Below are 25,512 nucleotides of genomic sequence, written 5' to 3'. Positions count from 1 at the left end.
GCGGCCGTGATAGTAGCGGTTACCCCACAGCAAGCGTTGGGAAAGCTTTGGTGCGAGGAGTAAAAGCGAATAGCGCGAATTGTCCGCCCAAAAAAAAATCCCAATCAGAAGACTGGGATTTTATATTTGTAAAATGCTTTTTTAATTACGCATTTGGTTCGATCGATACGAACGATCTGTCGTTTGCTTTTTTTCTGAAAACTACTTTTCCGTCAACTAAAGCGTGTAAAGTATGGTCTTTTCCCATTCCCACGTTTAATCCTGGGTGGTGAGTTGTACCTCTTTGTCTTACGATGATGTTACCGGCGATAGCTTCTTGTCCACCGAAAATCTTAACTCCCAATCTTTTGGAATGCGATTCTCTACCATTTTTGGAACTACCAACTCCTTTCTTATGTGCCATTTTATTTTAAGGTTTTTTGGTTAAAATTATTCAGCGGTTTCGCTGTCAGATGTATTTGTTGTTACAGGAGCTTCTTTTGCTGCTGTTTCTTTTTTAGCTTTCGGTGCTGCTTTTTTCTCTTCTTTCTTTTTGTCAAATCCTGTAATTCCAGTGATCTGAATTTGAGTTAGAGATTGTCTGTGACCGTTTTTCTTTTCGTAACCTTTTCTTCTTTTCTTTTTGAAGATGATTACTTTATCAGCTTTCAGGTGATTAATGATTTCAGCATCAACAGTGATACCGCCTACAGCTGGGGCGCCGATTGTTGTAGAACCGTTTACAGTTAAAAGAACTTTATCAAAAGAAATTTTTCCTCCGATATCACCTTTCAAACGGTTTACAAACAACTTTTGGTCTTGCTCAACTTTATATTGAAGCCCTGCTATTTCTACAATTGCAAACATTGTTTATAAATTTTGTTAGTTAATTCGAGGTGCAAAGATATAAATTAAAATTGAAACAGCGTAAATAAAATTATCTTTTTCGCTTGACCAGCCTAATATAAAAAACATAATTATAAATGCTATTTATTGCGTTTTTTTTATACATTCGCAGTACAAACAATTTAATTTACATTATTATGAAACAAAGCTTCACAAAAAGCCTTTTTGCTGCTGTAATAGTCAGCGCTACTTTCTTGTCTTGTAATGCAGATCGGGAAAATGTTACCGCTCCTGATCAAACTCCTTTAAATGAATTAATGGAGCAACCGGGCGATCTGCAGAAAGCCTGTTCTTATGTTGATGGCAACTGGGCAAGTTCCGCTAATTTGTACTCAGGACTTTCCAATAGCACCGACACCAATTTCATGAATGCACAGATGACGAAAATCGCCGGCATGTGGGGAAGAAGTAAACCGACTCTTAGATTTGTAAATGACCCGTCGAATTATAGCTCCACGTACAACGCGATCTCTTATTCTACAGGAAAAATTTATTATGGTTATGCTATTTATTCTGATGCAAAATCAAAAGGAGGAAATATTGTGAACGCTATGATCCTGGCGCATGAATATGGTCATCAGTTGCAATATATTTTTGGATTACCAAGTGTTTCAGAAAATACAGCCAGACCAAATGAGCTTGAAGCAGACGGATTTGCCGGCTATTATCTTCGCAGACCAAATGGTTACAACCAAACGTCTTTTGCCGCTATTGCTGCTGCGTACGAATTTGCAAAAAGTATTGGTGATTATAACACAACGAGTTCAGGACATCACGGTACTCCACCGCAAAGAAGATCAGCTGTACGTTTAGGTTTCCTTTTGGGACAGTATAGTTTGAACGCTTCCGATTTTGATTATAACTTCTTTTATTACTATAACGGAGTTTTAAACGGAACTTATAAAATGGCGGTCAACAGCCGTTTTCCAGAACTTGATGCGTACATGAGTAAATACACGGAAGAACTTAAACAAATTCAAACCGGAGAGATCTCTGCTGAAGAATTTAAAAATATTCAATAAGATTTAGTAAATCATTATGATGAAAGGCAGGGCATATCGCTCTGCCTTTTTTATTTTTTAAAAGGGCGATAAATAAAACTTTTATCTAATTTTACCCGAAACTATTTAACGATATGAAAAGAGATTTATACATTGATTTTGCTAAAGGTTTCGCGACACTCTCGATCATCTTTATTCACACCGTTTTTTGGTCTGGCCAATATTACGTTCCGACAGAGTTACGTGTTTTATCATTGCTTATTGATGTTCCTTTATTCTACGCTTTAAGTGGTTTAACTTCCGGGAACAATGTAGAAAAGACTTTGTACAGACTCCTGAAACTGCAGATCACGTATATGATCTTTGTGACCTTTCTCTTTTTTCTGGACTATTTCTTTAAAGTTTTTGGCTTGAATTTCTTTGGATTGGACTGGATGAAAAATTTTTATTCCACGTTTGGGGCGAAGTATGTTCCGCAGAGCATTTCAGACATTCCGCAATGGCAAAATCTCGGAAACTGGTACCTTCATCAATATACGAATGCTGATACTTTTCCTGTGGTGATGGGAAGTTTCTGGTATTTGAAGGTGTATTATATCTTAACGGTTTTCGGAGTTTTAATTTTAAGGTTTTTCCCGAAGCATATCAAATGGTTTATTGCTTTGTGCTTTGGATCAACACTGTTATTCAATTTACTGCCTCAGTTTTATCCGACCGGACAAGTCGGTTACGTTGCATTTTATCTGGGATTATTTCTGGTAGCGCATCAATTAAAAGGGAAGAAAATTCAGACGAAATGGCTTCCAGTATTATATGGAATTTTGGCAGCGATACTCATTTTCCTTTATTGGGATCTGGGGAAAGAAGTATTTCTTAAAATGAACAAATCGAAATTTCCGCCAAAGCTGCTTTATATTTTCTGGAGTTCTTTCTCCTTGCTAACCTTATTGGTTCTTTACAACAGAGTAAAAATTACAAAACCGAATTTCATCACCTACATTGGACAAAATGCGATTTTTTTCTATTTCGCACAGGGCATGAGTTCTTCTTTGGTTTATTTTATCGTTGTTGCGGTGAAAAATCAATTACCATGGTGGATTTTGATGATCTGCATCTACCTCATCAATATTCTTATTGCAGTTCTTATTGTAATATTCCTTAAAAAGTTAGACGCCTTCGGTTGGAGGATTTTGGAATTTTTACGTAAAAAAACCGCTTCAATTAGTTGAAACGGTTTACGTAGTATACCAAGGTATATTAATGATTAATCTCTTTTACCATTGCCTCTGGCAACAATCGCAATAATGATTATAAAAATCAAAGCTCCAATGACCCAGTAAATAGGATTCGAGAACCATTGCTCGGTTGTTGTAGTTTTTGTAGATGTTGTAGTAACATCAACGCTTGGCGCCTTTGTGTCTTGAGCGAATGTCATGACGCTGAAAAAAAATGTTAGAAGGAAAACTCCGAAACTTTCGATTTTTTTTGTTAATAGTGTAGTGTTCATAATTTATTTTTTAATGTACTGACTATTCTTCAAGTTTTGTGCCACAATAGTCAATATTTATCATTTTCGGAAATGTTTTAAACCATTTTAAGCTTTCTTTTCACCTTAATAATATTTAAATTTGCGACAGAAAAAAGATCATCATGTTCAAACTGAAACTTTTAACGGATCCGAGATGGGCCAATATCGCAGAAGGAAATTTAGAAGAAATTTTAACCGATCACGCCTGGTGCGAGCAGAAGGCAACAACAAATGCAATTACCATTATTACGATGGTTCCCGAATATCCGGAAATTATTACCGAACTTTTAATTATTGCGCAAGAGGAACTGGAGCATTTTCAAATGGTTCACGAGATCATTAAAAAACGCGGCTATACTTTCGGACGCGAAAGAAAAGACGATTACGTGGGACAACTTTTTAAATTTATCGTTCAGGGAACGCGCGAAAATTATATCATCGACCGAATGCTTTTTGCAGCCATGATAGAAGCCAGAAGTTGCGAACGCTTTAAAGTTTTGACCGAAAATATAAAAGATGAAGAACTGAAAGTTTTCTACAAAGAACTGATGATTTCTGAAGCCGGCCATTACGCGACCTTCATTAAATTTGCCCGACAACTGGGTGACCCCGAAAAAGTAAATCAGCGCTGGGAAGAATGGCTCGATTACGAAGCAGAAATCATAAAATCATACGGAAAAAAAGAATCCATCCACGGCTAATTTTTTCTTTAATTTCTTTCGGAATTTTCCTATTTTTACAAAATCCAATTTAATCGATTGCGGAATTTATACAGATGAATAAAAAGCAACATGATCGAATACTAAACACTCTGGCGAAATCTTTTTTCCAGGGTTTACTTATTATTGGGCCATTTGCCATTACGATCTGGATCATTTGGTATATCGTTTCAAGTATTGATAATATTATTCCGACCGTTTCAGAAAGAATGTATCCTGGAATTACGTTTTTAATTGTCATTTTTTCAACGACTATAATTGGATATCTGGGAAACAAATTCATTATTGGCAGAGTCGTTGTCGATAGTTTCGATTATCTTTTGGAACATACTCCCGGAATCAAATTCATTTATACTTCTTTAAAAGATGTAATGACTTCTTTCGTTGGTGATAAAAAGAAATTCAATCAACCTGTTCTCATAAAAACTACCGAGAATCCTGCTATTTGGCGCATCGGCTTTTTAACCCAAAGCGACCTTTCTTCTGTTGGTTTCCCAAATTATGTTTCGGTTTATCTGCCACATTCTTATGCGGTTTCCGGTTGGGTGGTTTTTGTATTGGCTACTAACATTACTATTTTAGAAAATGTGAGTGCTGCGCAAGCAATGAAATTTGCCGTAAGTGGCGGTGTCGCAGGTTTTCATTCAGATGATAACGTGTTCAAAGCACCGGAATGATCTAAGGTTAAGATAAAGGTTTAGGTTTCTCATCCTAAATCACTCAGTTCTATTAAAATGGAAATTTTTAATTTCCTTAAACTCAACCTTAAACTTAACCTCAAATGAAATTACCTTACGCTGAACCATTCAGAATAAAAATGGTGGAAGAAATTCACCAGTCTACCCAGGAACAACGAGAAGAATGGCTGAAAAATGCTGACTTCAATTTATTCAATTTAAAATCCTCTCAAGTTTTCATCGATCTTTTAACCGATTCCGGAACTGGCGCAATGAGCGACCAACAATGGGCAGCTTTAATGACGGGTGATGAAAGTTACGCCGGATCAAGAAGTTTCGACGCTTTGCACAATACCGTTAAAGAAATTACGGGTTACCAATATCTTCTTCCTGCGCATCAGGGAAGAGCTGCGGAAAACGTTCTGTTTTCTGTTCTGGTTAAAGACGGCGACGTGATTCCCGGAAATTCCCATTTTGACACGACAAAAGGACACATCGAAATTAGAAAAGCCCACGCTTTAGACTGTACGGTCGACGAAGCTTTTGATATCGAAAATCTTCATCCTTTCAAAGGAAATATTGATCTCGAAAAATTGGAACTGGTTTATCAATCGTATCCGCAGGAGAAAATTCCGTTTTGTTTAATTACGATTACTTGTAATTCTTCTGGCGGACAACCGGTTTCTCTGGAAAATGTAAAAGCGGTGAAAGAACTTTCTGACCGTTATGGGATTCCGATCTATTTTGATTCTGCGCGGTTTGCAGAAAATGCTTACTTCATTAAAATGAGGGAAAAAGGTCAGGAAAACAAAACGATCAAGGAGATTGCGAAAGAAGTTTTTTCTTACGGAGTTGGAATGACGATGAGTTCTAAAAAAGACGGTTTGGTCAACATCGGTGGTTTCATCGCTTTGAATGATAAAAAGATTTTTAGAGCTGCTTCGAACTTCACCATTATTTATGAAGGTTTTATTACTTATGGCGGAATGGCGGGACGCGATATGGCAGCTTTAGCGGTTGGTTTGAATGAAGCTACAGAATTTGCTTATTTGGAAAGCCGTATTTCTCAGGTAGAATATTTAGGAAACCGATTGATCGAGTTTGGAATTCCTGTACAGAAACCAATTGGTGGACACGCTGTATTTATCGATTCTTTGAAATTCTTACCGAATATTCCGAGAGATCAATATCCGGCGCAAACTTTAGCCAACGAAATTTATAAAGAAGCCGGAATCAGAACCGTAGAAATCGGAACTTTATTGGCCGACAGAGATCCTGAAACCCGGGAAAACCGTTATCCAAAATTAGAACTGGTTCGTCTAGCGATTCCTCGCCGAACGTACACCAACAATCACATGGATTATATTGCGGTTGCGATTAAAAATGTTTTTGACCGAAAAGACGAAATTCAAAAAGGATATAACATTACCTGGGAATCTGATATTCTGCGTCACTTCACAGTGCAACTGGAAGAAGCTTAAAATCATCTTCCATATTTTAAAATATAAAAAACCTCGGCTTTCGTCGAGGTTTTGCATTGCTATCTTCAAGAAATTGAAGTTTTATTTTTTGATCAAACCCAATTCAACCAGTCTTTCATATAAAAATTCTCCGGCGGTCGTATCTTCATACAATTTCGGGTTATCTTCATCTACACAATTTTCTAAAGCATTCAGTGACATTTCGCTCACCGGATGCATAAAAAACGGGATCGAATATCTTGAAGTTCCCCACATTTCTCTTGGTGGATTTACAACCTGGTGAATCGTAGATTTCAGTTTGTTGTTCGTTAATCTCGAGAGCATATCGCCAACATTGATCATTAGTTCATCTGGTTGCGCAATCGCATCAATCCATTCGCCTTCGTGGTTTTTTACCTGAAGACCTTTCCCTTGAGCGCCCATTAAAAGGGTGATCAAATTAATGTCGCCATGAGCTGCGGCGCGAACTGCATTATCAGGTTCAGACGTGATTGGTGGATAATGAATGGGTCTTAAAATAGAATTTCCTTCACCTACGAACTTGTCGAAATAAAACTCATCCAGTCCAAGATAAAGTGCCAAAGCTCTGAGAACATAAATTCCAGTTTTCTCCAGCATTTTAAAAGCTTCTTTTCCGACTGCATTGAATTTTGGATTTTCTGCTACTTCAACATTATCCGGATATTCTGCCGAATATTTAGAGCCTTCTTCTAAATACTGACCAAAATGCCAGAATTCTTTTAGATCCCCTTTTTTGAATCCTTTTGCAGTTTCTTTACCAAAACCGACGTAGCCACGTTGTCCGCCAATTCCGGGGATCTCGTATTTCTGTTTTGTTTCTACATTCAGATCAAAGAATTGCTTCACTTCTTCATAAAGTTCAGCAACCAATTGGTCATCTAGAAAATGTCCTTTTAGAGCGACGAAGCCGATTTCTTCGTATGCTTTTCCGATTTCATTTACAAATTTTTGTTTGCGTTCCGGGTCACCCGAAAGGAAATCACGCAAATCCACACTTGGGATCTGTTTCATTTTGTTAGATTTAAAATTGAACTGCAAAATTAAGATATTTAGATTAAGATTACAATCTTGATGATGTCTCAAATTCTATTAAGATTGATACTTCCCATTAAAAGCGTTCCGAAAAGTGTCTTGGAAATAAATGCCTTTTTGAAGTATACTATTAATGTAGATTTTATATTTTTACGCAAACTATATAAATGAGCCACGGAAAACTTAGAGAAGAGAAAAACTGCCTGAATTGCGGACATACCGTGGACGAAAAGTTCTGCCCCAACTGTGGACAGGAAAATACAGAAAACCGAAAGCCATTTCATTATCTCTTTACTCATTTTGTAGAAGATTTTACGCATTACGACGGGCAGTTTTGGGGAACGATCAAAAATCTCCTTTTTAGACCGGGAAAACTGACAGAAACATATATTGAAGGGAAACGACAGCGATTTGTTCCACCTGTAAAACTGTATATTTTCATTAGTTTTATTACCTTTTTCCTGTTTGCTATTTTTCCACCTTATAAGGTTTATGATAATGCGCCAAAATCTGAAGCCGAAAAGACCGCAAAATTAAAAGCAGAAAATAGTGCGGTAGTGCAGATGCAAAATGAGCTGGAAAAACTGGAAACTCAAAAAAATATAAGTCCTGAAGATTCAGTGAGTATTGGACGGCTTTCAGCTCTTATGAAGGATACAGTATCGCTCAAAAAACTGCAGATGAGCACGGATTTAAATACAGGATTAGAAGGATTTCGTTATAAAAACGCTTTAACCAGAAAATCGTACGATTCTGCACAGGCAAAAAACCCAATGTTTTGGGACTTTATCGATAAGCCGATCGCTCACAAATTATTTGAATTAAAAGAAAAAGGCGTAAAAAAGGGAGACATTTTACGAAATCTGTCGGAAACATTGCTTCATAATTTACCAAAAGCACTGTTTTTTTACCTTCCTGTTTTTGCTTTCTTTTTATGGATCATTCACAATAAGAAAAAGTGGTGGTATTTTGAACACGGTGTTTTCACGCTGCATTACTTTTCTTTCTTGCTGCTGACTATTTTAGTGCTGTCTTTATTAACCAAATTGATACAAATAATAGATTCCAGATTCATTGATACTCTTCTTTATATTTTAATAACAGTGTCCGCGGTTTACAGTTTACTCTATTTTTTCTTTGCACATCACCGAGTTTACAAATATCGTGGAAGAAGCAGTTTTGTTATCGGCTCTGCTTTATTTACAATTAATTTTATGGCATTTATGTTTGTGGTGAGTATCCTTAGTGTCATTAGTTTCTTAATGATTCATTAGGTTGAAATTCCTTTGAATTTAAGAAGAAAAAGGAATTGAACTTTTAGCCCCGATAGCAATGAAAATCCTTTTTTTGAAAGGGAAATGCAGCGGTGAAAAAAAGATTGTAATGGATAGCGGGTGGAATGTTGGGAAGAGTAAAAACTCTTTATGCTTCGGAAAAAACACCTTCGCGCCATTGTCTATTTGATTGATATTATGATTAAATTTGCAGATCAATCTATTACATGAAACAATTCTCTTCAAAACGAAGCATTCAAATATTAGCTTATCTCCTAAAAGAATACGAAATTTTCGATGTCGTTATTTCTCCCGGATCGCGAAATGCGCCTTTAGCGATTCACTTTTCCGAAAGTGATGATCTGAATTGCTACAGTATTGTGGATGAAAGAAGTGCCGCTTTTGTAGCAATGGGAATGGCGAAAAGTTTACAGAAACCTGTCGCAATAACGTGTACAAGTGGTTCTGCATCTGCAAATTATTATCCGGCAATTACCGAAGCGTTTTATTCGAATAACCCGCTCTTGATTTTAACAGCCGACCGACCTGTAGATTTTGTAGATATTTTTGATGGACAAACGATCCGGCAGAAAGATCTGTATCAGCAGCATTCTTACGGAGATTTTCAGTTGCTGGAAGATTCTGAAGAAAATGCGGAGGAAGAAAATTTCGCTTTAATTAAAAAAGCCATTGAACTTTGTTTTGAAAAACAAGGTCCGGTTCACATCAACATTCCTTTAGAAGAACCTTTGTATCAGTTGGTTTCTGAAATTCCGAACTTTCCGCCTGTAGAAAAAACGATCCAGAAAAAGACAATAGAATTTGCTCCGAATCTTGCCGCTGAGTGGAATACTTCGAAACGAATCATGATTTTGGTTGGAACAAGAGATTTCAGTGAAGAGCTGGAAATGCAGTTATCGCAATTGGTTAAAAATCACAGCGTTGTTGTATTGAAAGAAGCGAACTCCAATTTGAAACACGACAAATTTTTCGCTCATATCGATCGGTACATCTTTAATTTTAACGAAGAGGATTTCAAAACGTACGCACCGGACTTGTTGATCACCGTTGGGCAAAATATTGTTTCAAAAAAAATCAAACAATTCTTAAGAAAAGCAAAACCTAAAAATCACTGGCATGTCGATGAGTTTTGGCATCCTGATACCTTCTTTAGTCTCACAGAAAAAATTAAGATAAAGCCGGAAAAATTCTTTGGTAAATTATTGAATTTCATTTCTTTAGAGCCAAGTCCTTACTATAATTTATGGGATGTTTTGCGGGATAAAAAAGACCTCAAACATGCGAAATACTGCATTGGAACTTCTTACTCCGATTTTAAATTTTTCGAAATTCTGGCGCAGAAAATTCCGGAAAATGTCAACTTACATATCAGTAATTCGTCAGCAATTCGGTATGCGCAACTTTTTGATTTTCAAAAGAACAGCGTTTACTGCAATCGCGGAACAAGTGGAATTGATGGCTCAACTTCGACGGCGATGGGATTTGCGATGAAAGACTCCAAACAAACAATATTAGTGACGGGAGATCTTAGTTTCTTCTACGACATTAATGGCTTGTGGAATAATTACATTCCGCCTTATACGCGAATTATCGTTTTTAATAATGGCGGCGGCGACATTTTCAAAATTATTCCGGGTCCGGATTCTACTAATGCTTTGGATGAATTTATCTTGACGAAACATCATAAAAACGCAGAATATCTAGCGAAACATTTTGGTTTTGGTTATACGAAAGTGGAAGATGAAGACACACTCTCGCGAGTTTTAGATAATTTCTTTAAACCTGATGTTAAAGCAAAAATCCTGGAAATTGATACTTCCGCCATTGAAAATGCGGATGTTTTGAAAGGCTATTTTGAGTTCTTAAAGTAATTTAGAAATTCGCCTGAATACCGAACTTAATTCCAAATTTAGTAACATCTGGACGGTCGAGATAATTTCCGCGCCAGTTGAAATCGATGCGGAGAATCTTTAAATTTCCGAAACCGATATTCTCTAAACCGAAACCGTATTCGTAATAAATCTGTTGATCCGGAGCTGAATAAAGTCGATTTTCAAAATTGATATTTTTGGAAGCATTGCTTAAAGTTCCATACGCACCGCGCCAAAAAATAACCTCGCGAAGTTTCAGTTTTTTGATCAACGGAATATATGAAAACACTTTCCCCTGAAAATGATGTTCAACGTTTAAGGTCGAATAAGCATCAGCGACAAATTCATAATATTTCAGGAGCGCAAAAGTATTCGGAACCAGGCTGTAAGATTGATTTCCAGGAATAATATTCTGTAATGCTAAAGGAACCGTATCGAAATTTTTACCTGCTTCAACGTTAACGATCGTTCGTCCGAAATTCCCCAGGATGATCGGTTGTGAATACAAAAACTGCAATTTATTATAATCGAAATCGCCGTTCAGAACATTTTCAAAACCGTGTGTAAATTTGAGGACGAAGGTTGGCGAAAGCGTGGTAAATGAATAGCGGTCAACTCCGTACTGAGAGTATTTCGCACCCGGCGTCGCCATTAAAGTAAACGTCGTATGAAAATCATTTAACTCCGATTTCAGTGCATTGTTTTTATAAAAATCAAGATTAAAATTGAGTGGATTCGCGGATTTAATGTTCTGCACGGAAGCATCTAATCTCACCACAAAATTCTTCACGGGCTCCAGAGAAAAGAACATATTATTCTGTTTTACAAAACTCAATGAAGCATTGGTTCCGGAAGAAAAAACAGAAGACGACGCGAAAGACCTTGTCATTATTCCGTCATCATTCGTCAATTGTCCACCAAGTTGGATCACATCATTTCGACTTCCTAAACCGATGGTTGCGCGATTATTTCGGTTAAACATATATCGTCCTTCAACGCCATATTTAAATTGGTGATCTTTAAAACCGTAAGCGGTGTAACCTTCTAAACGCCACATATCGTTGGCTGAAAAATAAGTTCTTGCTCCAAGACGAATCCTATCACCTTCAACAACATTGTTCCCGTAAATTGAAAAGATATCTCCGAAATCGATGGCTTTCCAGGCATTAATATATCCGGATTGCAAAATCTCTACAATCTTCACGATCCTTTTAAACTTCGGTACATTTTCTAGCTGAGAAACCATTTGATAAACCTTCTTTTCAGACTCCAGCAAAGGCTCCTCTCTCTCCTTTTCCCAAAATTCATCGGGTTTTGTAAGATTGTTATCGCTTAAAGTCTGGCCTTTATCAGTTAAAAATGATTCGGCAAAGTTTTGATTAAAGAGATAATCGCTGTAAATATCTGTCCGTTTAAAAAGAACTCCTTTTGCATCTTTCTTCTTATTGAAGATGGACATTTCCAGTTCTGTATAGGTTTTCTTCGGCAGAAAAATGGTGTCGTTTGGCGAGTCATATTCCAGTTCCATATAAATTCCGTTCACAAAATTAACGTTGATCTTGTTAGTGGATTTCAGCGTCGCTTTTACAACATTATAAGTATCTCTGGAGATAAACAAATTTCCCTGGAATGCCAGAGTTTCCTTCCTTCTCGGCGAATATTTAATTAAATAACAATCAATGCCATTTACCGAAAGCGAATCAGAAAGTTCATATTCATAATTGCTAAAACCATCTGTTCCAACAGGACTTGGAAAACCGATATTGAAGAAATTTAAAGTGTTATCGTAAATATTAACGTCTTTAAACTGGTTCTTTGCAGTAGAAGCAATAAGTTCATTATTGTTAAATCCAGAAAATTTATTGGCGACAATAATTTTATTTTCCTTCTTTTCAGGTTGATTTCTTCCGTAGGTTTTGAAGATCGTTTCATTGAAAAAAACGGGCAGGGTCAATTTTTTTTCGAAGTTGGCTGAATCTGCATAATCAAAAACAAACTCGAGTTTATTAAAGATTTTTTTCTGCATAAAAGCACTGTCGATATTGTTCAGACCGATCTCAATTTTTTCGTATTCTTTGTATTGATAGTCGTCGTAATTAGCAAGACCATTCGTTTTTTTCCGCTTCCAGACCTCCTGCATGATCGCATACGCAGGATTTTCTTTTTTGTTTTTGTATTTTTTTTTGTTGATTCCTGAGAGCATTACCTCTTGAATTTGCTCTACTCTTTCCGCCTGCATTTTAACAACCAGATTTTCAAAATTGAGATCGTTGAAATTGAGGATTTCAGTTTTGTAATTTTTCTTGAAAAAAGAAGCGGTGGCAATGCCGGAATCGCCCACGATTGAAAAGTGGGAATCGCTCGTAATGATCTCGGATTTCTGGTGATTATTGATGAAGATCTCAACACCAGTAACTGGTTTCTGCGTTTTCGCATCAATGATGGTCCCGGAAATCTTATTTTGCGAAAAAAGCGTGGCACCAAACAGAAAAAAAAATAAGATTTTTATATTTGGAATTATCTGAAACAGGTACGGATTTCTTTTCTTCATAACGTCGCAGCAATTTTGCGAAGGCGAAAATGTTTCATAGCGAAAAACAGACCAACGGATGATTGGAGGAAATTATTTAAACTGCTAAGTACTCTGAATTTTCTGGCAAATTAGTGATTTTCGACATTGGATAGATAAACATGTCATCAAAATCATTCATCGCGTTAATGATTTGAAAGTGAGAGTATTCCTTTAAATTCTGCAAAGTGATCTCTGCTTCTTTAATTTTTTTAGCTTTAAGTAAATGCTGTCTTTGCACACCATTTAAAAGGTAAGTAGAAGGCGTAAACCAGTCTTTACCTTTTTTAAATAAGATGTTGGAATAGGAAGTATCGGTGATGTGATTATTTTTCACGATAATAATTTCGTCCGCTTTAGCTTTCTGTTTCATTCGCTCCAACTCCTTGCGATCCTCAAATTTAAAGGAGTAATCGTAGATATTGTTTTCTACCAAAGTAATTTTGTCAATCTCAGAGATGGCATAGGGAATCATTTGAGTCCGAACGCTTTTATTAAGATCATAGGTAATTTTAAGCTTGTATAAACCATCTTCGTTATGGTCCAGATTTTTAAAAACTGCAGCCAGATCCAGCGATCCTTCTTTCCCAAAATGCTCAAAAGTCTTATTGACTCTGGCTTGGTGAAGATCCAAAAGAAATATTTTTTGATCTTCTACCTTAATGCTTTCAATGAATTGGGACATAAATTTTGTTTTTCATTTCTTCGTATTCGTCGGCAAATTTACTCAAATGCGTGATTCCACCACCACTTTTAAAAAATAATTTTCCGTTTTCTTTTTCGATAAACCGGATCATGACGCAGGAATCCAAATTCTCTCCGTCGAACCAGCCGCAAACGCCGGTGTAGAAGCCTCTGTCATAATTTTCAGCTTTCCAGATTATTTCTAAGGTCTTTTGTTTTGGCGCGCCTAAAATTGATCCGGCCGGAAGCAATGTTTTTAAGACGCTCCCTATTTTGTTCTGAAATTCAGGTTTGAATTTTCCGGAAATCTCGGAACTCATCGCATACAAATTTTTTTGCTGCGTTTTTATATAGTCGATCCTTTGGAAGTCATCGAGTTTAACTTCATCTGCAACCATACTCAAGTCATTCCGAAGCAAATCGACAACGGTGTAATGTTCGGCTTTTTCCTTCGCATCATTTTTTAAAATTTCGACGGCATTTTCTATGGATGCATCGATCGTTCCCTTCATAGGATGTGTGCTGATTTGACCTTCAGTAATTTCAACAAAAGTCTCCGGAGAAAAAAATACGAAGCGATCTTTAAATAACACTTTATACTTGGCTTTGGAACGTTTGAAGATTTCCTCTAAAGTCAAATTAATCTTGATCTCCGATTTACAGGTGAAATTGGTAAGATAAGAATTCCCGAGTTTTAAATTTTTCTGAACATAGTCGAAACCTTTCCGGTAAGTCTCCGGACTCTCAGGAAATGCTTCCAGAATAATTTCTTTCTTTGGCTCTTTCTGTGAGGAAACGTTCGTAAAATTCGGGAAATCAATGAACAAGCCTGAATTACTTATTTCATTTTCGGTGATGACCTCTACATTTTCCATTGAGAAATCGATCATAAAAAAGAAGGGAACTTTCTGTTGAGAAAGCTCATCAATTCGATCGAAATTTGGATGATAAGTGGGGAACATTTCGGCAAAAATAAGGAAAAGAGCTAAGTAAAATATAAAAAGAAGAACGTTTAAACTTAAAAGATTATTTTTGCGCCATGGAAAACAATTATCCCATAAAAGCGGGAACCCAGAAGATCCTGAAAACGGCATTTGAGTACTGGATCAAAACCCTGCGTTTTCAACTGATTTACAGCTTGCTTTATTTCTCCCTGTTTTTTCTGGGGTACATTTATCTTTTCAAATATTTTGGGCTTTGGGATGAATTTTCAAAATACAGCGATCTTGTGAGAACCGATATGCCAGCCTTCAATAAAAAAATGGAGGAAATCGCCAGTTTGCCACAAGCTAAAAATTTCGGCTTGGCGTTCTTCTTTCTTCTTGCACTTATCAACCCTTTGAATGTGGGACTTTATAAAATATTTAGAAAGATAGATCTGAAAGAACCTGTTGTGATGAACGATCTTTTCGCAGGATATCTTGGTCTGGACTTCTTTAAATTTTTCGGTTTTTATTTATTCTGGATCATTATTTTCACCTATGCCAATGCACTTTTGATCTTAGGATTGGTGTGGGTTTTTGTGACTTTATTTTCGATCCCGCTGATGTTTTTCATGCAGGTAAATACTTTTGAAGGAATCAGTTTAACAGTGAAGGGTTTACGACGTAATTTAGGCACCGTGGTGATTTGTATTTTAATCGCCGCCCTTTTCAGTTTTTGTGGACTTTTACTTTTCGGAGTAGGATTTCTGCTTACTTTTCCTTTCTGGAATGCCATGATCTACACTCTTTATCAACACATTTACAAAGAAATAGGCTAAAAATTATTTTTAAATATCATAGTTTCGGATTTAAATTTTAAATTTGAGAAACATTAAAAATAAAACTATGGACAATTTTCAAGAATTTGAGCAGCCGGCTGGACCACAAAAGTCCTCGGGTGACATTATTTCTCACGCCTTCGAAATGTATAAAGGCGTTTTCCTTTACGCGCTTTTAGCAATGGTCATTTACATTTTGGCCTCTATTTTTATTCAGGCAATTTCGGGATTTGACTCTATGAGTATCTCCGAAGAAATGCGCTCCTCCGACGGAGATTTCTCAGGACTGAACTTATGGGGAATTCCTGGAATTAGAACTTATTACGGACTTTCCGGATTGTTGGGAGTTATTGTCGCTCCATTGTTTGTCGGAATTATTTACATGGCGAATAAATATAACTTTAAAGAACCTCTGCAGCTTTCTGATCTATTCATCGGTTACAAACAGAACGTTCTTAATATTATGATTTACAGCTTAATTTCCAGCATTATCATTACAATTTCTTTCGCCTTGTGCGTTATACCAGGATTCTTTGTAATGCCGCTTTTATTATTAGGCTATCCTGTTTTGCTATTTGAAAATGCTACTTTCTCTGAAGCTTTAAGTAAATCCTTTAATATTGCTAAAGAAAATTATGGTGTATTTTTAGGCGCATCTTTTTTAGGATTGCTCATTAGTGTGGCGGGAATTGTACTTTGCGGAATCGGAATTATTGCGACAATGCCGTTTTTCCTGATCGTAATGTACTCAACTTACTGCGCATTTTGTGGCAGACCGAGACCACTTGCTGTAGAAAATAAAATTTTGTAAAAAATAATACAATTTTATTGTACTTTTGAAAGCAACAGAAATTTCTGTTGCTTTTTTTATAAACCTCAGATATGCAGAATATTAAAGATCAAATAAGCGAAGTAAAAATAAAGCAGGTTTTCCTTCTTTTAGTTATTATCGTTCTGGCAGGACTGGTTTGCTTTAACCTTGCCATGTTCATTCCTTCAATTTTAGGAGCGATCACCCTTTACATTATTACGAGAAAGTACAATCTTTACCTACAGGAAGTTAAGAAGTGGAAACCCTGGGTGGCGTCGCTTGTAATTATTGTTGCCACTTTAATTGTATTGATCTTGCCCATTTATTTCATCGCTGATCTGCTCGTAGATAAGCTGGGGAATGCAAATGCTTACATGGGGAAGTTTAATATCTTTATTGATAAAATTCACGATTTCGTTTATCAGAAAGTTAAGATCGACATTCTGAGTAAAGAAAATATTACGAAACTAAAAGAAACTGCAGGCAGGTTTTCTACAAGTGCTTTAAGTGGCACTTTCAACACCATTACGGTAATTGCGTCGATGTATTTTATTCTCTATTTTATTTTAGAAAAACCGCGTCTTTTCGAAAGATTGCTAAGAAGTTCGGCACCCTTGAAAAAAGCCAATATTAATTTGTTAGGAGAAAAAATTCGTAAAATGGTGATCGCAAATGCTATAGGAATTCCGGTAGTTGCGATTGGTCAGGGAATTATAGCGCTTGTCGGATATTTTATTTTTGGAGCACCAAGTCCTGTTCTTTTATTTGCTTTAACGGTTGTTACGGCGATGATCCCGATTGTTGGAGCAGCGATCGTTTATCTGCCGGTTTGTATTTTTATGATTGCAGAAGGCAACACCGGTGCTGGTTTAGGACTGGCTGGTTATTGTGTGATCGTAGTTGGTTTAACCGATAATCTGATGCGATTTACGCTTTTGAAGAAGCTGGAAGATATTCATCCTTTAAATACTGTTTTTGGAATTATTTTAGGTCTGAATCTTTTTGGGTTTATGGGCTTGATCTTCGGACCAATTCTGGTTTCGATCACCGTAATGCTTATTCAGGTTTACCGTGATGAATTCGGTTATGATGAGCACGAAATTATCATGCCGGAACCACAGGAAATCGAAGAGAAAATAGATCTATCCATTTAGAAGTAAAATATAGAATATGACAGAAGGTTTAAACCCAGAAATATTACAGGAGATCTGCAAGGTCGAAATGCCTTTCGGAAAACATAAAGGAACTGTTTTGGCAGACCTTCCTATCAATTATCTGGAATGGTTTCAGCGCCAGGGAATGCCGCCGGGAAAACTCGGAATGCAGCTTTCCACTATTTATGAAATTAAAATGAATGGATTAATGGATCTGCTTACGCCACTTCGGGGAAAAGCACAAAAACAAAAACCTACAAATAAAATTTATAGGTTTTGATGATGTTAAGGTTAAAAAAATTATTAGTCCCTTTTCTAACAATTTTCATATTGACCGTTAACTTTTGGTACGTATTGGATTAGTCCGTGGATTCAGCTATATAAGAGACATTAAAGCAAATGCTGGTTTACTAGAAAAATATATTTGGATCAATTTCAATATTACTATTTGGATAATTATTTTTAATTTCTTTTACATTTTATTTTTATCTCTAAAAAGCTTTCGTTTAATTCTAAAAAATTTATACCCGAGTAATTAATTAAGGAGCAATTTTATATCCGGAATTCTCTGCAGCTTTTACCGCAATATTGTGGTCATTTTCTCCGCCTCCACCTCCGGAAACACCAATTCCACCGACAAGTACTCCATCTTTAAAAATTGGAGATCCACCACCCAATAAAAGAAGTTCCGGCAACGTATTTAAATTTTTAGCATCCGAACTTTTTTCTGCATTTTGCATCAGAATATAACTGGGCGTTTTAGTTGATAATGAAGTGTAGGCTTTTCTTCTTGAAGCTTCTGTATTGTGAGGTCCAACGTTGTCGCCTTTCAGTAAAAGTAAAGTAACTCCCGAGGAATTTAAAACCGTGATCGATACATTTTTATTCAATTTCTGCGCTTCCAGATTTGCCTGTTTTGCCAGTTGCATCGCTCCTTCCTGCGTTAAGTCGGCAGATTTTGCGACCATTTGCGCTGATAAAAAAGAGGTGAAAATTAAGAATAATACCAGTCCTGCTATTTTTTTAATATTGATCATAATTGTTATTTTTTATAAATTTATAAGCCTGTTTTAAGCTTTCAAAACTGCAAGCTCATCCCGCAATTTTGCAGCTTTGATGAAGTCTAAATTTTTTGCCGCCGCTTCCATCAGTTTTTGTTTTTCGGCGATCGCTTTTTCTAAATCCGGACTGGAATAAGTGCTCTTCTGTTCCGCAACTTTCTGTAGAATTTCTTTCTGAGTATATTTTTCATCGGGGAAATCTTTACTTCTACCGACCAGAATTTCGGATATTTTTTTATTTAAAGCCGTTGGAACTTGTCCGTGCTTCTCATTATATTCAATTTGTTTCTGTCGGCGATAAATCGTTTCATCAATCGTTGCCTGCATCGATTTGGTCATTTTGTCGGCGTACATGATCGCTTTACCATTCAGGTTTCTCGCAGCCCGACCAACAGTTTGGGTCATCGAACGTCGGGAACGCAACATTCCTTCTTTGTCTGCATCTAAGATCGCTACCAAAGAAACTTCCGGTAAATCAAGTCCTTCTCGCAATAAATTAACACCAACTAAAACATCAAACAATCCCACACGCAAATCCTGCATGATCTGAATTCGGTCCAGAGTTTCTACATCTGAGTGAATATATCGGGTTCTGATACCAAATTTTGTAAAATATTTCGTGAGCTCTTCTGCCATTTTCTTCGTTAAAGTCGTTACCAAAACGCGTTCATCAACTTCAGTTCGTTTGTGAATTTCTTCAATCAAATCATCGATCTGGTTAATGGAAGGGCGAACTTCAATAACAGGATCCAATAATCCTGTGGGACGAATAAGCTGCTCAATGTATTCTCCGCCACTTTTCTCCAATTCATAATCCGCTGGAGTTGCGGAAACGTAGATCACCTGATTTTGAATGCCTTCAAATTCCTCAAATTTCAAAGGTCTGTTATCCATCGCTGCCGGAAGTCGGAAACCATGTTCCACCAAAACTTCTTTTCTGCTTCTGTCGCCGCCGTACATGGCGTGAACCTGCGGAACCGTCACGTGACTTTCATCAATGACCATTAAAAAATCTTTCGGAAAATAATCTAAAAGACAAAAAGGTCTGGTTCCGGGTAGTCTCCCATCAAAATATCTGGAATAATTTTCGATACCGCTGCAATAACCGAGCTCCTTCATCATTTCCAGATCGAGTTCCGTTCTTTCCTGCAGGCGTTTTGCTTCGAAAGGTTTTTCGATATCCGTAAAGAAATCGACTTGTTTTACCATGTCGTCCTGAATTTCTTTGATCGCGCTCACCTGCGTTTCTTTCGAGGTCACAAACAAGTTCGCGGGATAAATAATAATCTCCTCAAAAACATCCATTACATTTCCGGAAACAGGATCAAAACTTTGAATGGTATCGATCTCATCGCCAAAAAACTGAATGCGCACTGCATTATCTGCATACGCCGGAAAAACATCAACAACATCTCCTTTAACGCGAAAAGTTCCTCGTCCAAATTCATTTAAAGTTCTGGAATACAGTGCACCAACAAGAGAATGAAGCAACGAAGTCCGCGTCATTTTCTCATTCTTTTTTACAGAAACTAAGGATTTGTGAAATTCCTTTGGATTTCCGATCCCGTAAATACAGGAAACAGAAGCGACAATAATGACGTCTCTTCGCCCTGAAAGTAAGCTCGCAGTCGCAGAAAGACGCAATTTTTCCACTTCCTCGTTGATGGAGAGATCTTTCTCAATATAAGTATTTGTGGAAGCGATAAAAGCTTCCGGCTGGTAATAATCGTAGTAAGAAACGAAATATTCTACGGCATTATCGGGGAAATATTCCTTAAACTCAACAAAAAGCTGAGCGGCCAATGTTTTATTGTGCGCTAAAACGATGGTTGGTTTCTGCGTATTCTGAACCACATTTGCCACCGTAAAAGTTTTCCCGGAACCGGTAACTCCAAGAAGGGTTTGGTATTTTTCGCCAATGTTTAAACCTTCCGTCAATTTTTCAATTGCCTGAGGTTGGTCACCGGTCGGTTTATATTCTGACTCTAGTCTAAATTGCATTTTGCAAAAATAAGGAAATAAAAATACTGAATTTTATTTCTTTACATTAAGCTTGAATAGAAAACTTCTATGGAAATGAAGAAAATTATAAGTCGATTAATCACATTTACTTTTCCGCGTATTGACGCTTTATTGATAATTGATTCGATGATTTAATTCAATTGGATTATTATTCTCCCGAATTTCGAGCTGCTCTCTTTCATTCATTTCTTTAAAGTTGGGAACTAATTCATTTCCCTGTTCATCGACCCATTTTAAGATGGGCGCTCCACTTCCCATATTTTTCCCATTAATTTCCCGCGTTGGATCGCTATAGTAATCTTTGGCTAATTTTCCATACTGTTTCCAAGAGATAGGAATGGCTTTTTCTTTTTCGTAAATCTGCCCGTTGGAATTGCGGATCTGGATCAAAGAAAAAAAGTAATTATTCTCATCATCATAGATATCAGTAATTAATCCGGGCAATCCATAAAAAATATACGGACCTTCCTGCAGCGGAATATCATTCGTAAACCACGCCGTCCAATTTCTACCTCCATAATTCACTGTTGCTTTTTGCGTTTTCATGGAAGATGTTACTTTCGTCTCACTCTCAATTTTCCATTTCAATTCTTCTTCCACTTTAATGGAAAAGAGCTTTTGAAAATTGTTAATGAACTTCTTGATCTCCTTTTCTTTTAAATCTTTGGAAACGCTCCGAAAATCTTTAAACGACGTCGTCATGAAACCAAAACGTTTCGTGAGATAAGCCGTAGAATCAGCCTCTTTATCTTTTACTGTCCGGAACATCGATTTCCCATCAGTAACATCTAAAATAAAAGTTTCCTTTGCAATACTGTCTTTGGTAGGATTAGGTTTGAATTTCAGTTCGTACACAAAACTTTTGCTTTGGGAAAAAAGAAGGCTAAAAAGGAAAAGAAAAAGCACATTCAGAATTTTTTTCATATTTAATAAATTACATGTATTTCAAATGTAAAGATTTTACCCGGAATAATTATTGTAATTTAATGCACCAAATCATTAAACATCAACCAATGAAATCAATACTGATTAAAAACCTTCCCCTTTTAGGATTAGCCCTACTAACCTCGTGTGGCGGAAGCACGAAGAATACCACCGAAAAGAACAAAGTTCTGGTAGAGAGTGGTCAGACTCCCAATCCTGAAACACTCGATAAAAATTCTCCGGAATACCAACCGGCTTTTGCTGGACAAACAAGAATTGCGGGTGTAAAAACTCAAACTCCGTACAATGTAGAAGTTATTAATGCTACACTGGGGAAACCTTGGGGAATTACCAATCTGCCTGATGGAAGATTTTTGATCACTGAAAAATCAGGATTTATGAATATTGTTTCAGCCGATGGAAAGACCGTATCGAAAGTCGAAGGCCTGCCAAAAGTTGTAGACAAAGGTCAGGGTGGGTTATTAGATGTTGTCCTGGATCCCGATTTCAAGAATAACAGAATGATCTTCTTTACTTTTTCTGAACCTGTTTCTGGTGGAAATCACACTTCTGTAGGTAAAGGAAAATTGTCAACGGACGAAAAAAAAGTTGAAAATGTGGAAGTGATCTTTCGCGCAACGCCAACTTATGATGGTGATAAACATTTTGGAAGCAGATTGGAATTCGCAAAAGACGGAAGCCTTTTTGTAAGTACAGGCGAACGTTCCGATATGGAAACAAGACCTTTAGCGCAAAACACAATGGCTTATTTAGGGAAGATCTTAAAAATTACAAAAGAAGGCAAGCCTGCACCAGGAAATCCATTTATTGGAAATGTAAAATATAAACCGGAGATCTATTCTTATGGTCAAAGAAATCCACAAGGTTTAGCGATGGATGAAAAAGGTCAGCTTTGGGAGGCTGAAATGGGTCCGAAAGGCGGTGATGAAGTAAATCTCATTCAACCCGGTAAAAATTACGGCTGGGGCGATGTAACTTATGGCCGGGAATATAGCGGCAAAAAAGTAGGTGCGGGAATTCAACAGAAAGAAGGTACAGAACAACCGGTTTATTATTGGGATCCTTCAATTTCCATGAGTGGAATAAGTTTTTACACGGGAAATATGTCGGAATGGAAAAATAATTTATTTTTAGGTTGTTTAAGCGGCGAAAAAATCATCCGTTTGGTGATTGAAAACAACAAAGTGGTTGGCGAAGAATGGCTTTTAAAAGACCAAAAAGAAAGATTTCGTGATGTTTTAAATGGACAGGATGGAAACCTTTATGGCATTACAGACAGCGGTAAATTATATAAAGTTTCGAATAAATAATCCAACTTCTAAGTAAAGAAAACCTCAACGTTGATTGAGGTTTTTTTGTGCTGTAATCCCGGCGAATTCAAATTGAAAAATACGGAAAAAGGAATTATTCTTTTAAATAAACGAGATCATTGCCGAAATCCTCTTCTACATTTTCTAAAATCTTTGCCGATTTAGTTTTATCTAAAAGATGTTCTATAAAAAAGCTGGTTTCGAAAAACTGGCGGTGAATTCCGGGCAGCATCTCTTCATAAAGATTCATCCCAACCAGGTTATTGTGCAGATCCATCTTTGTTTCCAAAGGTTTATTGGGGAAAAGTTCTTCGTGAAGATCGGTCATTCTTTTGCAGAAATCAAGTGCTTTTTTTGGGGAAGAAATTTTACTGCAGTACATCGTGATCAAACACGTCCAAAGTGCGTGGCGGAAAGCATTTCCAATTCCATTATTCGAATTGGTTTTCGGAAACTGATTTTTGGCAATAGCAAAACTCTTCATCGTCGCATAAAATCCCATGATCGCGAACAACGGATGTGGAACGAGAAGCTTCAAAAGTTTTATAATTTTTTTGAAACTTAATGTTCGCAGCGTATTAAAGAGTATTAGTAATGTTTTTCTCATAAAGAAATCTCTCCTTATGAGGAGAGATTTTAGCAATTAGTTATCTATTTTCTAAGAGTGAACCAATAGATTCACTGTTTTAGAAACTTTATCTTTTATCTCTGTTCTTTTCACAATAAAATCTACAAAACCTTTTTCCTGCAGGAATTCCGAAGTTTGGAAACCTTCCGGCAAATCCTTACCAATAGTTTCCCGAATTACTCTTGGACCCGCGAAACCGATCAAAGCTCCGGGTTCTGCCATTATAATATCGGCTGTCATTGCAAAAGATGCGGTAATTCCACCAAAAGTTGGATCACATAAATAAGCAATGTACAAAAGACCTGCTTCTGAAAGTTGAGCCAGTTTCGACTGAACTTTCGCCAATTGCATTAAAGAGTAGGTCGCTTCTTGCATTCTAGCACCACCCGATTGACAGATAATCATGTACGGAAGTCTGTTCTCAATACAATAATCTACTGCTCTTCGAATTTTTTCGCCCATCACCGATCCTAAAGAACCTCCGATAAAAGCGAAATCCATACAGGAGATGACCATTTTTGTTCCGTTTACGGTTCCAACTGCATTTCGGATAGAATCTTTCAGTTTAGTTTTGGCACTAACTTCTTTTAATCGATCAGCATACGCTTTTGTATCTTTAAAATGAAGCATATCAACACTTTCTACATTCTCATCGAGTTCCTGAAATTTGTTCTCATCAAAAAGAATAGAGAAAAACTCTCTGCTTCCGATCCTAACATGGAATCCATCCTCCGGAGAAACATAATTATTAGCTTTGAGTTCTTCGTGCTCGATAATTTTTCCCGTTGGCGTTTGATGCCACAGTCCTTTGGGAACGTCTTTCTTATCCTCCGTAGAAGTTGTGATATTTTGAGTTTTCCTTTTAAACCAGTCGAATGCCATGAACTTATATTTTAGATTCTAAATTTTAAATGCGCTTGCATAAAAATCTACTGTTTTTTATCAATAATTATTTAACAGTACCCACATTGTTCAGATCTTCGAAAGCCTCAACCAATCTCGTAGAGAATGTTTCCTCTCCTTTTCGAACCCAAACTCTTGGATCGTAATATTTTTTATTTGGTTTTTCTTCGCCATCCGGATTACCAACCTGAGTTTTTAAGTATTCAAGATTGTTCACCATATAATCTCTGATCCCTTCTGTATAGGCAAACTGCAGATCAGTATCAATATTCATTTTAATGGCTCCGTAACTTACGGCTTCTCTAATTTCTTCATTAGTAGAACCAGAACCACCATGGAATACGAAATTCACTGGTTTGTCACCTGTTCCGAATTTTTCCTGAACATATTTTTGAGAATTATCTAAAATCTTCGGAGTTAGTTTTACATTTCCTGGTTTGTAAACGCCGTGTACATTTCCGAAAGCTGCAGCAATAGTAAAGTTCGGAGAAATAGCGTTTAATCTTTCGTAAGCGTAAGCAACTTCGTCCGGCTGTGTGTATAATTTAGAGGAATCAACATCTGAATTATCAACACCATCTTCTTCACCACCGGTAACCCCTAATTCAATTTCTAAGGTCATTCCCATTTTCGCCATTCTTTCGAAATACTTACAGGAAATATCTAAATTTTCTTCGATAGGTTCTTCAGATAAATCGAGCATGTGCGAGGAATAAAGCGATTTTCCGGTTTGCGCGAAGAATTCTTCGTTCGCATCCATCAATCCGTCAATCCAGGTCAATAATTTTTTAGCACAGTGATCGGTGTGTAAAATTACGGTTGCGCCATACGCTTCCGCCAAAGTATGAATATGTTTTGCACCGGCAACAGCGCCTAAAATTGCAGCTTTTTGCCCATCATTACTCAATCCTTTTCCTGCATTGAAAGCAGCGCCTCCATTAGAAAACTGGATAATTACGGGGGAATTTAATTTGGCTGCCGTTTCCATTACTGCGTTTACGTTGCTCGACCCGATCACATTAACTGCAGGAAGGGCAAAGTTGTTTTCTTTCGCGTAATTAAAAATATCGGTAACCATTTGACCTGTTGCAACACCGGCCGGAAAAAGTCTGCTCATAATTTAAATTTTAAAGGATTTTCTACTAAAAATTTA

25 protein-coding genes are annotated in these 25,512 nt (G+C 36.9%); 12 read left to right on the top strand and 13 right to left on the bottom strand.

Annotated features, from left to right (window positions below; translation table 11 throughout):
* Positions 1-145: 145 nt before the first annotated feature.
* Both rpmA and rplU read right to left on the bottom strand, forming a co-directional pair.
* Positions 146-403 (bottom strand): 50S ribosomal protein L27, encoded by a 258-nt coding sequence (gene rpmA / locus ACZ9HT_RS03295; protein WP_039349882.1) that lies wholly within the window; start codon positions 401-403, stop codon positions 146-148.
* Between the two features lie 26 nt (positions 404-429).
* Positions 430-846, bottom strand: coding sequence for a 50S ribosomal protein L21 (gene rplU, locus ACZ9HT_RS03290; RefSeq protein ID WP_476039016.1), 417 nt, complete (start codon positions 844-846; stop codon positions 430-432).
* Positions 847-1,022: 176 nt separating this feature from the next.
* On the opposite strand from rplU, the gene ACZ9HT_RS03285 reads away from it, so the two are divergent.
* Positions 1,023-1,907: a neutral zinc metallopeptidase gene (locus ACZ9HT_RS03285; protein ID WP_476039015.1), complete on the top strand. Its 885-nt coding sequence runs from the start codon at positions 1,023-1,025 to the stop codon at positions 1,905-1,907.
* Between the two features lie 113 nt (positions 1,908-2,020).
* The gene (locus ACZ9HT_RS03280; protein ID WP_476039014.1) at positions 2,021-3,115 is read left to right on the top strand and encodes an acyltransferase family protein; all 1,095 of its coding nucleotides are present in this window, start codon (positions 2,021-2,023) and stop codon (positions 3,113-3,115) included.
* A 35-nt stretch (positions 3,116-3,150) separates the two neighbouring features.
* Here ACZ9HT_RS03280 and ACZ9HT_RS03275 read toward each other — a convergent pair whose 3' ends face one another.
* Positions 3,151-3,393: a hypothetical protein gene (locus ACZ9HT_RS03275; protein WP_476039013.1), complete on the bottom strand. Its 243-nt coding sequence runs from the start codon at positions 3,391-3,393 to the stop codon at positions 3,151-3,153.
* 143 nt (positions 3,394-3,536) lie between these two features.
* On the opposite strand from ACZ9HT_RS03275, the gene ACZ9HT_RS03270 reads away from it, so the two are divergent.
* The 3 genes from ACZ9HT_RS03270 (at position 3,537) to ACZ9HT_RS03260 (ending at position 6,291) form a co-directional block, all read left to right on the top strand.
* On the top strand, positions 3,537-4,115 hold the full coding sequence (locus tag ACZ9HT_RS03270) for a MiaE family protein (protein ID WP_476039012.1): 579 nt from the start codon (positions 3,537-3,539) through the stop codon (positions 4,113-4,115).
* Positions 4,116-4,189: 74 nt separating this feature from the next.
* Positions 4,190-4,810 (top strand): DUF502 domain-containing protein, encoded by a 621-nt coding sequence (locus ACZ9HT_RS03265; RefSeq protein ID WP_476039011.1) that lies wholly within the window; start codon positions 4,190-4,192, stop codon positions 4,808-4,810.
* Positions 4,811-4,914: 104 nt separating this feature from the next.
* Positions 4,915-6,291: a tryptophanase gene (locus tag ACZ9HT_RS03260; RefSeq protein ID WP_476039010.1), complete on the top strand. Its 1,377-nt coding sequence runs from the start codon at positions 4,915-4,917 to the stop codon at positions 6,289-6,291.
* Between the two features lie 81 nt (positions 6,292-6,372).
* Here the strand turns inward: ACZ9HT_RS03260 and ACZ9HT_RS03255 are convergent, their stop codons facing one another.
* Positions 6,373-7,323 carry an isopenicillin N synthase family dioxygenase gene (locus tag ACZ9HT_RS03255; protein WP_476039009.1) on the bottom strand — a complete coding sequence of 317 codons (951 nt, stop codon included), beginning with the start codon at positions 7,321-7,323 and terminating at the stop codon, positions 6,373-6,375.
* Positions 7,324-7,511: 188 nt separating this feature from the next.
* Between ACZ9HT_RS03255 and ACZ9HT_RS03250 the strand changes: the two genes are divergently transcribed.
* Together ACZ9HT_RS03250 and menD are read left to right on the top strand one after the other, a co-directional pair.
* On the top strand, positions 7,512-8,618 hold the full coding sequence (locus ACZ9HT_RS03250; protein ID WP_476039008.1) for a DUF3667 domain-containing protein: 1,107 nt from the start codon (positions 7,512-7,514) through the stop codon (positions 8,616-8,618).
* 227 nt (positions 8,619-8,845) lie between these two features.
* Complete coding sequence (gene menD / locus ACZ9HT_RS03245; protein ID WP_476039007.1) at positions 8,846-10,510, top strand: 2-succinyl-5-enolpyruvyl-6-hydroxy-3-cyclohexene-1-carboxylic-acid synthase; 1,665 nt, start codon at positions 8,846-8,848, stop codon at positions 10,508-10,510.
* 1 nt (position 10,511) lies between these two features.
* Here menD and ACZ9HT_RS03240 read toward each other — a convergent pair whose 3' ends face one another.
* From ACZ9HT_RS03240 to ACZ9HT_RS03230, 3 genes are all read right to left on the bottom strand, one after another.
* Entirely contained in the window at positions 10,512-13,061 is a 2,550-nt protein-coding gene (locus ACZ9HT_RS03240) for a DUF5686 family protein (RefSeq protein WP_476039006.1), read from the bottom strand.
* 76 nt (positions 13,062-13,137) lie between these two features.
* Entirely contained in the window at positions 13,138-13,764 is a 627-nt protein-coding gene (locus ACZ9HT_RS03235) for an aminotransferase class IV (RefSeq protein ID WP_476039005.1), read from the bottom strand.
* A complete protein-coding gene (locus ACZ9HT_RS03230) occupies positions 13,748-14,725 on the bottom strand; it encodes an aminodeoxychorismate synthase component I (RefSeq protein WP_476039004.1) in 978 nt (325 codons plus the stop codon). The genes ACZ9HT_RS03235 and ACZ9HT_RS03230 overlap by 17 nt, the downstream gene beginning before the upstream one ends.
* 77 nt (positions 14,726-14,802) lie before the next feature.
* Between ACZ9HT_RS03230 and ACZ9HT_RS03225 the strand changes: the two genes are divergently transcribed.
* From ACZ9HT_RS03225 to ACZ9HT_RS03210, 4 genes are all read left to right on the top strand, one after another.
* On the top strand, positions 14,803-15,525 hold the full coding sequence (locus ACZ9HT_RS03225; RefSeq protein WP_476039003.1) for a hypothetical protein: 723 nt from the start codon (positions 14,803-14,805) through the stop codon (positions 15,523-15,525).
* Positions 15,526-15,592: 67 nt separating this feature from the next.
* On the top strand, positions 15,593-16,336 hold the full coding sequence (locus tag ACZ9HT_RS03220) for a beta-carotene 15,15'-monooxygenase (RefSeq protein ID WP_476039002.1): 744 nt from the start codon (positions 15,593-15,595) through the stop codon (positions 16,334-16,336).
* Positions 16,337-16,407: 71 nt separating this feature from the next.
* On the top strand, positions 16,408-17,490 hold the full coding sequence (locus ACZ9HT_RS03215; RefSeq protein WP_476039001.1) for an AI-2E family transporter: 1,083 nt from the start codon (positions 16,408-16,410) through the stop codon (positions 17,488-17,490).
* A gap of 16 nt (positions 17,491-17,506) precedes the next feature.
* Positions 17,507-17,770 (top strand): DUF3820 family protein, encoded by a 264-nt coding sequence (locus ACZ9HT_RS03210; protein WP_476039000.1) that lies wholly within the window; start codon positions 17,507-17,509, stop codon positions 17,768-17,770.
* A gap of 259 nt (positions 17,771-18,029) precedes the next feature.
* Here the strand turns inward: ACZ9HT_RS03210 and ACZ9HT_RS03205 are convergent, their stop codons facing one another.
* The 3 genes from ACZ9HT_RS03205 to ACZ9HT_RS03195 form a co-directional block, all read right to left on the bottom strand.
* Positions 18,030-18,527 carry a heme-binding protein gene (locus ACZ9HT_RS03205; protein WP_476038999.1) on the bottom strand — a complete coding sequence of 166 codons (498 nt, stop codon included), beginning with the start codon at positions 18,525-18,527 and terminating at the stop codon, positions 18,030-18,032.
* Between the two features lie 33 nt (positions 18,528-18,560).
* Positions 18,561-20,552, bottom strand: coding sequence for an excinuclease ABC subunit UvrB (gene uvrB, locus ACZ9HT_RS03200; RefSeq protein ID WP_476038998.1), 1,992 nt, complete (start codon positions 20,550-20,552; stop codon positions 18,561-18,563).
* Between the two features lie 129 nt (positions 20,553-20,681).
* Positions 20,682-21,497 carry a GLPGLI family protein gene (locus ACZ9HT_RS03195; RefSeq protein ID WP_476038997.1) on the bottom strand — a complete coding sequence of 272 codons (816 nt, stop codon included), beginning with the start codon at positions 21,495-21,497 and terminating at the stop codon, positions 20,682-20,684.
* A gap of 89 nt (positions 21,498-21,586) precedes the next feature.
* Here ACZ9HT_RS03195 and ACZ9HT_RS03190 point away from each other — a divergent pair, with 89 nt between their 5' ends.
* Positions 21,587-22,828 carry a PQQ-dependent sugar dehydrogenase gene (locus ACZ9HT_RS03190; protein WP_476038996.1) on the top strand — a complete coding sequence of 414 codons (1,242 nt, stop codon included), beginning with the start codon at positions 21,587-21,589 and terminating at the stop codon, positions 22,826-22,828.
* 94 nt (positions 22,829-22,922) lie between these two features.
* Here ACZ9HT_RS03190 and ACZ9HT_RS03185 read toward each other — a convergent pair whose 3' ends face one another.
* From ACZ9HT_RS03185 to fbaA, 3 genes are all read right to left on the bottom strand, one after another.
* Entirely contained in the window at positions 22,923-23,435 is a 513-nt protein-coding gene (locus ACZ9HT_RS03185) for a DUF6973 domain-containing protein (protein WP_476038994.1), read from the bottom strand.
* Positions 23,436-23,486: 51 nt separating this feature from the next.
* The gene (gene accD / locus ACZ9HT_RS03180) at positions 23,487-24,338 is read right to left on the bottom strand and encodes an acetyl-CoA carboxylase, carboxyltransferase subunit beta (protein ID WP_476038993.1); all 852 of its coding nucleotides are present in this window, start codon (positions 24,336-24,338) and stop codon (positions 23,487-23,489) included.
* Between the two features lie 67 nt (positions 24,339-24,405).
* A complete protein-coding gene (fbaA, locus tag ACZ9HT_RS03175) occupies positions 24,406-25,476 on the bottom strand; it encodes a class II fructose-bisphosphate aldolase (RefSeq protein ID WP_476038992.1) in 1,071 nt (356 codons plus the stop codon).
* Between the last annotated feature and the right edge of the window lie 36 nt (positions 25,477-25,512).

The organism is Chryseobacterium sp. UYP7 (assembly GCF_056279225.1).
Note: the sequence above shows the minus strand (reverse complement) of the source record. Positions and strands in the feature narration are given on the sequence as shown.

Bases quoted from the DNA above. Each gene is read 5' to 3' on its own strand.
- ACZ9HT_RS03205 (WP_476038999.1), bottom strand. From the start codon at position 18,527: ATGATCAATATTAAAAAAATAGCAGGACTGGTATTATTCTTAATTTTC.
- ACZ9HT_RS03190 (WP_476038996.1), top strand. From the start codon at position 21,587: ATGAAATCAATACTGATTAAAAACCTTCCCCTTTTAGGATTAGCCCTA.
- ACZ9HT_RS03230 (WP_476039004.1), bottom strand. From the start codon at position 14,725: ATGTTCCCCACTTATCATCCAAATTTCGATCGAATTGATGAGCTTTCT.
- ACZ9HT_RS03250 (WP_476039008.1), top strand. From the start codon at position 7,512: ATGAGCCACGGAAAACTTAGAGAAGAGAAAAACTGCCTGAATTGCGGA.
- menD (WP_476039007.1), top strand. From the start codon at position 8,846: ATGAAACAATTCTCTTCAAAACGAAGCATTCAAATATTAGCTTATCTC.
- ACZ9HT_RS03195 (WP_476038997.1), bottom strand. From the start codon at position 21,497: ATGAAAAAAATTCTGAATGTGCTTTTTCTTTTCCTTTTTAGCCTTCTT.
- ACZ9HT_RS03275 (WP_476039013.1), bottom strand. From the start codon at position 3,393: ATGAACACTACACTATTAACAAAAAAAATCGAAAGTTTCGGAGTTTTC.
- ACZ9HT_RS03285 (WP_476039015.1), top strand. From the start codon at position 1,023: ATGAAACAAAGCTTCACAAAAAGCCTTTTTGCTGCTGTAATAGTCAGC.
- ACZ9HT_RS03240 (WP_476039006.1), bottom strand. From the start codon at position 13,061: ATGAAGAAAAGAAATCCGTACCTGTTTCAGATAATTCCAAATATAAAA.
- rplU (WP_476039016.1), bottom strand. From the start codon at position 846: ATGTTTGCAATTGTAGAAATAGCAGGGCTTCAATATAAAGTTGAGCAA.
- ACZ9HT_RS03235 (WP_476039005.1), bottom strand. From the start codon at position 13,764: ATGTCCCAATTCATTGAAAGCATTAAGGTAGAAGATCAAAAAATATTT.
- fbaA (WP_476038992.1), bottom strand. From the start codon at position 25,476: ATGAGCAGACTTTTTCCGGCCGGTGTTGCAACAGGTCAAATGGTTACC.
- ACZ9HT_RS03185 (WP_476038994.1), bottom strand. From the start codon at position 23,435: ATGAGAAAAACATTACTAATACTCTTTAATACGCTGCGAACATTAAGT.
- ACZ9HT_RS03220 (WP_476039002.1), top strand. From the start codon at position 15,593: ATGGACAATTTTCAAGAATTTGAGCAGCCGGCTGGACCACAAAAGTCC.
- accD (WP_476038993.1), bottom strand. From the start codon at position 24,338: ATGGCATTCGACTGGTTTAAAAGGAAAACTCAAAATATCACAACTTCT.
- ACZ9HT_RS03260 (WP_476039010.1), top strand. From the start codon at position 4,915: ATGAAATTACCTTACGCTGAACCATTCAGAATAAAAATGGTGGAAGAA.
- ACZ9HT_RS03270 (WP_476039012.1), top strand. From the start codon at position 3,537: ATGTTCAAACTGAAACTTTTAACGGATCCGAGATGGGCCAATATCGCA.
- ACZ9HT_RS03255 (WP_476039009.1), bottom strand. From the start codon at position 7,323: ATGAAACAGATCCCAAGTGTGGATTTGCGTGATTTCCTTTCGGGTGAC.
- ACZ9HT_RS03210 (WP_476039000.1), top strand. From the start codon at position 17,507: ATGACAGAAGGTTTAAACCCAGAAATATTACAGGAGATCTGCAAGGTC.
- ACZ9HT_RS03280 (WP_476039014.1), top strand. From the start codon at position 2,021: ATGAAAAGAGATTTATACATTGATTTTGCTAAAGGTTTCGCGACACTC.
- uvrB (WP_476038998.1), bottom strand. From the start codon at position 20,552: ATGCAATTTAGACTAGAGTCAGAATATAAACCGACCGGTGACCAACCT.
- ACZ9HT_RS03215 (WP_476039001.1), top strand. From the start codon at position 16,408: ATGCAGAATATTAAAGATCAAATAAGCGAAGTAAAAATAAAGCAGGTT.
- ACZ9HT_RS03225 (WP_476039003.1), top strand. From the start codon at position 14,803: ATGGAAAACAATTATCCCATAAAAGCGGGAACCCAGAAGATCCTGAAA.
- rpmA (WP_039349882.1), bottom strand. From the start codon at position 403: ATGGCACATAAGAAAGGAGTTGGTAGTTCCAAAAATGGTAGAGAATCG.
- ACZ9HT_RS03265 (WP_476039011.1), top strand. From the start codon at position 4,190: ATGAATAAAAAGCAACATGATCGAATACTAAACACTCTGGCGAAATCT.